Below are 6,853 nucleotides of genomic sequence, written 5' to 3'. Positions count from 1 at the left end.
ATGTGTCCGTGGTAGGGGAGCGTTCTGTAGGTCTGTGAAGGTGGTGGTGTAAACCCTGCTGGAGATATCAGAAGTGCGAATGCTGACATGAGTAGCGATAAAGCGGGTGAAAAGCCCGCTCGCCGAAAGCCCAAGGTTTCCTACGCAACGTTCATCGGCGTAGGGTGAGTCGGCCCCTAAGGCGAGGCTGAAAAGCGTAGTCGATGGGAAACGGGTTAATATTCCCGTACTTTTATGCAGTGCGATGTGGGGACGGAGAAGGTTAGGTTAGCGGCCTGTTGGAATAGGTCGTTTAAGCCGGTAGGCTGGTGCGGTAGGCAAATCCGCTGCACCTTAAGGCCGAGAGGTGATGACGAGGGTCTACGGACCTGAAGTAACTGATACCACGCTTCCAGGAAAAGCCACTAAGCTTCAGCTGCATAAGAACCGTACCGCAAACCGACACAGGTGGGCAGGATGAGAATTCTAAGGCGCTTGAGAGAACTCAGGAGAAGGAACTCGGCAAATTGACACCGTAACTTCGGGAGAAGGTGTGCCTCTGTTGGTGTAGGACTTCGCGTCCGAAGCTAGTAGAGGTCGCAGAGAATAGGTGGCTGCGACTGTTTAACAAAAACACAGCTCTGTGCCAACACGAAAGTGGACGTATACGGAGTGACGCCTGCCCGGTGCTGGAAGATTAAATGATGGGGTGCAAGCTCTTGATTGAAGTCCCAGTAAACGGCGGCCGTAACTATAACGGTCCTAAGGTAGCGAAATTCCTTGTCGGGTAAGTTCCGACCCGCACGAATGGCGTAACGATGGCCACACTGTCTCCTCCTGAGACTCAGCGAAGTTGAAATGTTTGTGAAGATGCAATCTACCCGCTGCTAGACGGAAAGACCCCGTGAACCTTTACTGTAGCTTTGCATTGGACTTTGAACAGACTTGTGTAGGATAGGTGGGAGGCTATGAAGCTGGAACGCTAGTTTCAGTGGAGCCGTCCTTGAAATACCACCCTGGTGTGTTTGAGGTTCTAACCTTGGTCCGTGATCCGGATCGGGGACAGTGCATGGTAGGCAGTTTGACTGGGGCGGTCTCCTCCCAAAGTGTAACGGAGGAGTTCGAAGGTTACCTAGGTACGGTCGGAAATCGTGCTGATAGTGCAATGGCAAAAGGTAGCTTAACTGCGAGACCGACAAGTCGAGCAGGTGCGAAAGCAGGACATAGTGATCCGGTGGTTCTGAATGGAAGGGCCATCGCTCAACGGATAAAAGGTACTCCGGGGATAACAGGCTGATTCCGCCCAAGAGTTCACATCGACGGCGGAGTTTGGCACCTCGATGTCGGCTCATCACATCCTGGGGCTGTAGCCGGTCCCAAGGGTATGGCTGTTCGCCATTTAAAGTGGTACGTGAGCTGGGTTCAAAACGTCGTGAGACAGTTTGGTCCCTATCTGCAGTGGGCGTTGGAAGTTTGACGGGGGCTGCTCCTAGTACGAGAGGACCGGAGTGGACGAACCTCTGGTGTACCGGTTGTGACGCCAGTCGCATCGCCGGGTAGCTAAGTTCGGAAGAGATAACCGCTGAAAGCATCTAAGCGGGAAACTTGCCTGAAGATGAGACTTCCCTGGAGGCTTGACCTCCCTGAAGAGTCGTTCGAGACCAGGACGTTGATAGGTCGGGTGTGGAAGCGCTGTGAGGCGTTAAGCTAACCGATACTAATTGCTCGTGAGGCTTGATCCTATCATTTGAGTTGCTTTGTTGATGATGAAGCGCTGGTTGATACAAGAAAATTCTACCGGCTGGAAAACAAATCCAGCCTGGCTTCTTTAAGTTTGTGACAGTTTATGTCTGGTGGCCATAGCGAGGTGGTCCCACGCCTTCCCATTCCGAACAGGACCGTGAAACGCCTCAGCGCCGATGATAGTGCAGATTCCTGTGTGAAAGTAGGACACCGCCAGACGCCCCATACCGAAGCCCAGCTCACACGAGCTGGGCTTTGTGCTTTGGTGCTGCGAAAACACCGCACACTGCATACTGCGGCCAACCTTGGCTGCCACGTCATGCGCTTGCACGAGCCGCTGCCACTCACCGAACGGCCCCGGTCACGTCGCCACCTACCCCAAGCCGGCCTGCGGCCGGCCCCCGGATGCGCCTGTAGCTTATGCCGGGCTACCATTACCGCTATGCTGCGGCCAATGTTGGCCGCCTTTTCTACTTGACGACACTGCCTGCTGCAGGCAATATCGATAGCACTATGGCTCAGACAAACCTTTTTGTTTCCCACGCTTATTATTATGGTTACCGCACACATCTGGCGGCACCGGGGAAGCTTGTGGTCTGAATTCTGACCCTCAATATTTCAAACAATGCCGCCGTAATTGGCGGCATTGCTTTTGTGGGCAAGGTTTTTCAGTTACGGTGGTGCGGAGCCTGAATATGGAAAATGCACTGCCCTGGATTGAGTCTTTCTCCTGCACGTTGCCCGTGCAATCCATACACATTATTACCGATGTCGAGCATGCTGCGACCGCGCCTGCGCGTGAGCTGACTGCCTGCGGCCATGATGCCGGTGGCCGCTTAATGGTTTCGGAGGCCTTGTTTCCCGAGGTGCGGACGTTGGCGAATATCCTGGCACAAGGTGGCCACCCGTGCCGCGAAGACTGGCTTGCCGCGCGTGTTGCGGTGTTTCAGTTGAATCATCTGTCACTGAGTTTGTCCGAGCTGGGTATGATGGATGTGCTTAACCGGAAGCTGGCGTGGCTGGCCACTTTCTTGCAGCTGGAGCTGCCGCAACTGCGATCCTTCGCATTGAGCGGCGCGTTGCCCGGCAAGTTGTGCCAAGGTGGCGCACCGATGTTACTGCGCAAGCAAGGCGGTGTAGTGGCGCAGTCCCTTTCCCTGCGCGAGCAGCTACGCCCATGGCTGGCACAGCTGGCTCAAGCGTGGCAGGCGAAGTTCTGACCTGCCGGATGAATGACAGGAGGTGTTATGCAAGACGGTACCGTAGAGCGCATACCGCGCCAGGATGATGCGATCCGTAACCTGACCATGGTGGTGTATATCCTGCAGATCGTGAATCTGTTTGGTGTGCCGGGTGCCATAGTCGGCGTGATCATCAATTACGTGAAGCGTGATGAAGCCCGCGACACGCTGTGGGATAGCCACTTTAGCTGGCAGATCCGTACTTTCTGGTGGGCCTTGTTGGGCGCTGCCATTTCTTACCCATTGATTATCCTGTTTGGGCTGGGCTTTTTGACCGGCGCACTGGTGTGGTGCTGGTATGTTTACCGCATCGTGCGGGGTTTTCTGGCTTTTAATGATGGCAAGCCGCTACCGCGGTAAGCACGATTGCCCGTGCGTAGTGGGGCAAAATTTGGCACAATGCGCGCCTTCCCTTTGATTTAAAAGAAGATGGACGCCCACCTGCTGCAGCTGCTGGTCACACGGGTCATGCCGTACGGAAAGTACAAAGGCCGCCTGATTGCCGACCTGCCTGGCCATTACCTGAACTGGTTTGCCCGCGAAGGCTTCCCGCCTGGCGAGATCGGCCGCCTGCTGGCGCTGATGCACGAGCTGGATCATAACGGTTTGTCTTCTTTGCTCGACCCACTACGAAAGCGATAATACATGGCCATTCAATGGTTCCCCGGTCACATGAACAAAGCCAAGAAGGAGCTCGAAGAGCGCCTTGGCAGTATCGACGTGGTGATCGAGATGCTGGACGCACGCCTGCCGGGCTCCAGTGCCAACCCGATGATTGCCCGCCTGGCGCGTGGCAAACCGGCCTTGAAAGTGTTGAATAAACAAGACCTGGCCGACCCCAAAGTCACCGAGCAATGGTTGAACTGGTACCGCAAGATGCCGGGTACCCGTGCTATTGGTCTGGATGCCTCGGACGCCGCCCCCGCGCAAAAGCTGGTGGCCGCGTGCCGCGAGCTGGCGCCTGGCCGCAATAGCGTGGACAAACCGCTGCGCGTGGTGATTTGCGGTATCCCTAACGTGGGCAAATCCACGTTGATCAACAGTATTACCGGCCGCCGCATCGCCAAAACCGGTAATGAGCCGGGTATTACCAAAGGCCAGCAGCGCATCATGCTGGCAGATGATATCGAGCTGTTTGATACCCCCGGTATGCTGTGGCCCAAGATTATCGTGCCGCAAGGTGGCTACAACCTGGCTGCCAGTGGTGCAGTTGGCCGCAATGCGCTGGACGAAGAAGAAGTGGCGTTGGAGTTGTTGCTGATCCTGATGAAGCACTACGCCCCGCAGCTGGACGAGCGCTACAAGATTGGCGACATCGACGGCTTGCAAGATTGGCAGGTGCTGGAGCTGGTTGGCAAAAAGCGCGGGGCAGTACTGCCTGGTGGCCGCATCAATATCCAGAAGGCGTCCGAAATCGTACTCACCGACTTCCGCGCGGGAGCTACCGGCCGTATCTCGCTGGAGCTGCCGGAAGAATGGATGGCGTGGGAAAAAGCCGCCAAAGAGCACGAAGTGCTACGTGCTGCACAAAAAGAAAATGCACGCCTGGAGCGTGAGGAAAAGAAAAAAGGCACCCGTTAAGCGGATGCCGGTAAAGCAAAGGCGGCCTTGGCCGCCTTTTTTCATGTGATCAAGCGCAGCTGCGGCCAACGTTGCCGCCACATTTTTTGCTGTAGCCGCTGCTGCCAGATGGTATCGCCGCCAGCAAATAGCGGATTGCGTACGACTTCACCGGAAAACAGTGGTGCCCAGCCTAGTGGCGCCAGCCAGTGCAGCTGGTTGTCGGCATCCAGCCGTACGGCGTAGCAGGTGGCGGTTTCCGGCCAGTGGCGAATGGCGCTGGCGCAATCCGGGTAAGGCGCATATTGCTGGCGAGCCGCCATGCGGGCTTGGTTGCGCACCTGCCAGCCTGTGTCCAACTGGGCGGTAAGCAAGGCTTCGTAGTGATAATCCCGTGCCGGCTCTTGCAGCAATAGATCCAGATAAATGACATCAATGTCTAGCAACGGGGTTGGCCGCAGATAGCCGTGTTGTTGGTCCCAGACCAGATTGCGGATGAAGCCGGCAGCCAGCCAGGCCTGCACGGGTAAAGCATCGCGTACGGTTTGCAGGCATTGCCAGCGGAAGGCGTCTGCACGCAGCCAGACGGCCAGTTGCGCCGTCGCCTCGGCGTCGTTCATGCCAGCAGTGGCAGGCACGCCAGCAAACCGCCATCGGCACGGCGGCGATCGACATGAAAGTACGGCATGCCCAAGGCCTGGGCGGCGCCGATATCGCGTACCGGGTCGTCGCCTATCACCATGCATTGTTGTAGCGGCACGCCGGCCAGCGCGGCCGCGGCTTCGAAGATGGCGGCGTCGGGCTTGGCGTGGCCGCAGTTTTGCGGCGTCAGCAGGTGCGGGAAGTGCTCGTCCAGCCCGGTAGCGGCCAACTTGCGTTGCTGGATGTCGAGATGGCCATTGCTGACCAGCACGCGGGGCAGGTGGGCGGTGGCGGCCACGAAGGGGGCCACGTCGTCAAATGCCTTCCAGTTACTACGGTAGCCGGCAATGTAGGGTTCGAAGGCTTGTGTAGCCTCGGCTTCGGACAGCTCGCGCTGGAACAGGCCGCGCAGGCGGGCGTGGCGCTGCTCGATGATGCTGCATTCGCCGCGCTCGAAGCGTAGCCAGTGCTGCTGCGTGAGGGTGTGCCAGCGCTGGCAGGCCTCGTCCAGTGTGTAGGGCAGCTGGTGCGCGGCCAACAGGGCGGCCACCCCGTGGCGCGTGGCATGGGCGTCGTCCAGCAGGGTGTCGTCGATATCGATCAGCAGGGCGGCGATGCGCATATCAGGCAATGGGCTCGCCGGGCTGCTCGAACCAGCCCATCAGGATGGCTTGCGCTGCCACCTGGTCCAGCATCTCTTTCTGCCGGCGGCCGTACACGCCAGCGTCTTCCAGCAGGCCTTCTGCAATGACCGAGGTTAGGCGCTCGTCCACCAGCCATACCGGCAGGCCGTAGCGGCCGTGCAGGCGCTGGGCAAACTTGCGGCACAGTGCGGTCAGGGCGTGCTCTTTGCCATCCATATGCATGGGCAGGCCCACCACGAAACCGGTGGCTTTCCATTCGTCTATCAGCTTGGCGATGGCGGCAAAGCGCACGTCGTTCACCTCGCTGTGGATGGTTTGCAGCGGGGTGGCAATGCCTAGCTGCGGCTCGCCAAGTGCCACACCAATGCGCTTTTCGCCAAAGTCAAAACCCAGCACCGTGCCCTTATGCATGGCCGGATACGCTGGACAGCAGCGCCGGGTCAAAGCCCAGCAGCTTGATGGCACAGGTGTAGCGCTCTTCTACCGGGGTATCGAAGATCACCCAGTCTTCGGCAGCCACGGTAAGCCAGCTGTTGGCGGCGATTTCTTCTTCCAGCTGGCCTTTTTCCCAGCCGGCGTAACCCAGGCTGATCTGTAGCTTGTCCGGGCCGCGGCCGTCGGCCACAGCAGCCAGAATGTCTTTGGAGGTGCTCAGCGCCAGGTCGTCGGTGATGGTGAGGGTGGATTGCCAGTTGCCGATGGGTTTGTGCAGCACAAAGCCACGGTCTGGTTGCACCGGGCCGCCAAAGAAAACCGGCGTGGTGTTGGTGTCGTCGTTGGTCAGCGGCAGGTCGATCTGCTCCAGCAGCTGCGCCAGCACGATGCCGGAAGGCTTGTTGATAATCACCCCCATGGCACCTTGTTCACCGTGCTCGCAAAGGTACACGATGCTTTTGGCAAACAGCGGGTCGGCCATATCGGGCATGGCAATCAAGAAATGATGGGCAAGAGATAGCGTTTCCATAGGCGCATTATGGCAACCAATGTCATGCCCGGCAAAGGTTGGCCGCAGTTTCTTTTTATTGCAGACAGATTGCTTTGGCG

8 protein-coding genes and 2 rRNA genes (1 of these 10 cut by a window edge) are annotated in these 6,853 nt (G+C 57.9%); 6 read left to right on the top strand and 4 right to left on the bottom strand.

The genetic code is table 11. The features are described from left to right. From LCH97_RS10115 to ylqF, 6 genes are all read left to right on the top strand, one after another. Positions 1–1,721, top strand: a 23S ribosomal RNA gene (locus LCH97_RS10115); it begins 1,170 nt to the left of the window's first position. A 107-nt stretch (positions 1,722–1,828) separates the two neighbouring features. Continuing rightward, positions 1,829–1,941, top strand: a 5S ribosomal RNA gene (rrf, locus tag LCH97_RS10110). 476 nt (positions 1,942–2,417) lie between these two features. After that, the gene (locus tag LCH97_RS10105) at positions 2,418–2,942 is read left to right on the top strand and encodes a hypothetical protein (protein ID WP_227301611.1); all 525 of its coding nucleotides are present in this window, start codon (positions 2,418–2,420) and stop codon (positions 2,940–2,942) included. 27 nt (positions 2,943–2,969) lie between these two features. Continuing rightward, on the top strand, positions 2,970–3,323 hold the full coding sequence (locus LCH97_RS10100; RefSeq protein WP_227301610.1) for a hypothetical protein: 354 nt from the start codon (positions 2,970–2,972) through the stop codon (positions 3,321–3,323). A 69-nt stretch (positions 3,324–3,392) separates the two neighbouring features. Next, positions 3,393–3,605 (top strand): DUF3820 family protein, encoded by a 213-nt coding sequence (locus tag LCH97_RS10095; protein WP_017509690.1) that lies wholly within the window; start codon positions 3,393–3,395, stop codon positions 3,603–3,605. Positions 3,606–3,608: 3 nt separating this feature from the next. After that, the gene (gene ylqF / locus LCH97_RS10090) at positions 3,609–4,544 is read left to right on the top strand and encodes a ribosome biogenesis GTPase YlqF (RefSeq protein WP_227301609.1); all 936 of its coding nucleotides are present in this window, start codon (positions 3,609–3,611) and stop codon (positions 4,542–4,544) included. Between the two features lie 41 nt (positions 4,545–4,585). Here the strand turns inward: ylqF and LCH97_RS10085 are convergent, their stop codons facing one another. Genes LCH97_RS10085 through LCH97_RS10070 form a run of 4 tightly spaced genes read right to left on the bottom strand, consistent with a single transcriptional unit; the run spans position 4,586 to position 6,773 of the window. After that, positions 4,586–5,161: a nucleotidyltransferase family protein gene (locus LCH97_RS10085; RefSeq protein WP_227301608.1), complete on the bottom strand. Its 576-nt coding sequence runs from the start codon at positions 5,159–5,161 to the stop codon at positions 4,586–4,588. After that, positions 5,140–5,787 (bottom strand): HAD family hydrolase, encoded by a 648-nt coding sequence (locus tag LCH97_RS10080; RefSeq protein ID WP_227305313.1) that lies wholly within the window; start codon positions 5,785–5,787, stop codon positions 5,140–5,142. Before LCH97_RS10080 ends, LCH97_RS10085 begins: the two co-directional genes overlap by 22 nt. Before the next feature lies 1 nt (position 5,788). After that, positions 5,789–6,220: a Holliday junction resolvase RuvX gene (gene ruvX / locus LCH97_RS10075; protein ID WP_017509686.1), complete on the bottom strand. Its 432-nt coding sequence runs from the start codon at positions 6,218–6,220 to the stop codon at positions 5,789–5,791. After that, a complete protein-coding gene (locus LCH97_RS10070) occupies positions 6,213–6,773 on the bottom strand; it encodes a YqgE/AlgH family protein (protein ID WP_147689057.1) in 561 nt (186 codons plus the stop codon). The genes ruvX and LCH97_RS10070 overlap by 8 nt, the downstream gene beginning before the upstream one ends. Positions 6,774–6,853 lie beyond the last annotated feature (80 nt).

The sequence above is a fragment of the Vogesella sp. XCS3 genome, assembly GCF_020616155.1.
GTDB lineage: Bacteria > Pseudomonadota > Gammaproteobacteria > Burkholderiales > Chromobacteriaceae > Vogesella.
Note: the sequence above shows the minus strand (reverse complement) of the source record. Positions and strands in the feature narration are given on the sequence as shown.

What these genes read in the sequence shown, in the direction of transcription:
- LCH97_RS10105 (WP_227301611.1), top strand. Translation starts at nt 2,418, where the DNA reads ATGGAAAATGCACTGCCCTGGATTGAGTCTTTCTCCTGCACGTTGCCC.
- LCH97_RS10100 (WP_227301610.1), top strand. Translation starts at nt 2,970, where the DNA reads ATGCAAGACGGTACCGTAGAGCGCATACCGCGCCAGGATGATGCGATC.
- LCH97_RS10095 (WP_017509690.1), top strand. Translation starts at nt 3,393, where the DNA reads ATGGACGCCCACCTGCTGCAGCTGCTGGTCACACGGGTCATGCCGTAC.
- ylqF (WP_227301609.1), top strand. Translation starts at nt 3,609, where the DNA reads ATGGCCATTCAATGGTTCCCCGGTCACATGAACAAAGCCAAGAAGGAG.
- LCH97_RS10080 (WP_227305313.1), bottom strand. Translation starts at nt 5,787, where the DNA reads ATGCGCATCGCCGCCCTGCTGATCGATATCGACGACACCCTGCTGGAC.
- ruvX (WP_017509686.1), bottom strand. Translation starts at nt 6,220, where the DNA reads ATGCATAAGGGCACGGTGCTGGGTTTTGACTTTGGCGAAAAGCGCATT.
- LCH97_RS10070 (WP_147689057.1), bottom strand. Translation starts at nt 6,773, where the DNA reads ATGGAAACGCTATCTCTTGCCCATCATTTCTTGATTGCCATGCCCGAT.